This window comes from Thermococcus sp. M36, assembly GCF_012027355.1.
Classification (GTDB): Archaea; Methanobacteriota_B; Thermococci; order Thermococcales; family Thermococcaceae; genus Thermococcus.
In genome coordinates this window covers 1-588 of the sequence record NZ_SNUH01000053.1, presented here as the reverse complement: position 1 = coordinate 588, position 588 = coordinate 1, and the positions used below count along the sequence as shown (strand labels likewise).

The window sequence follows — 588 nt, the reverse complement described above, 5'->3', positions numbered from 1 at the left end:
AATGGAACTTCTTAACCATTAAAAAATTCGGGGCAAGCATAGGAGCAAGTATTCAACCGACATTTACACTGAATAAAAGTTTATATGTCATATCGAACGATTATAAATACTATGCCGATGGTGAATCTTTCTTCAGAAAATGGAATTATAACACCAGTAGCGAGTTATTATTCAGTTATCAATTAAATCATGTAAAACTGTTTTTCGGTCCGCAAATACGCTATCAACATTTGCCAACTTATAACGATGTGTACTCTATTAAAGAACATCGTTTAGATTATGGTATTAAGTTAGGCATCAGCAAATCTTTCTGATAAATTTTACTACACACTTTTTACATGCCAATAAATAATTTTGCAGCATGAAGCAGTTAGTATTTTTTACAGTTCTAATTCTAAGCATTACAAGTTGCAACAATCATAACAACAATTCTTTACTGCAAACCAATTCAGATACAACAGCTTTTTTTCCTGTAAATGATTATCTGAGTAATGATATTGAGGATGTTAAGAAAACACCTTACTTAATTACTAAAAAAATTTATGAAAATAAGGTGCTGAAAGATTCATCTGTTATTAATGCTGAAGA

The 588-nt window shown here is 30.1% G+C and carries 2 protein-coding genes; both read left to right on the top strand.

Annotated features, from left to right (window positions below; genetic code table 11):
* Positions 1 to 314 (top strand): hypothetical protein (locus tag E3E36_RS12930; RefSeq protein WP_206203622.1); only part of this gene is annotated, 314 nt, incomplete at its 5' end.
* Positions 315 to 361: 47 nt separating this feature from the next.
* On the top strand, positions 362 to 588 hold a 227-nt coding region (locus tag E3E36_RS12925), incomplete at its 3' end, for a hypothetical protein (RefSeq protein WP_206203621.1).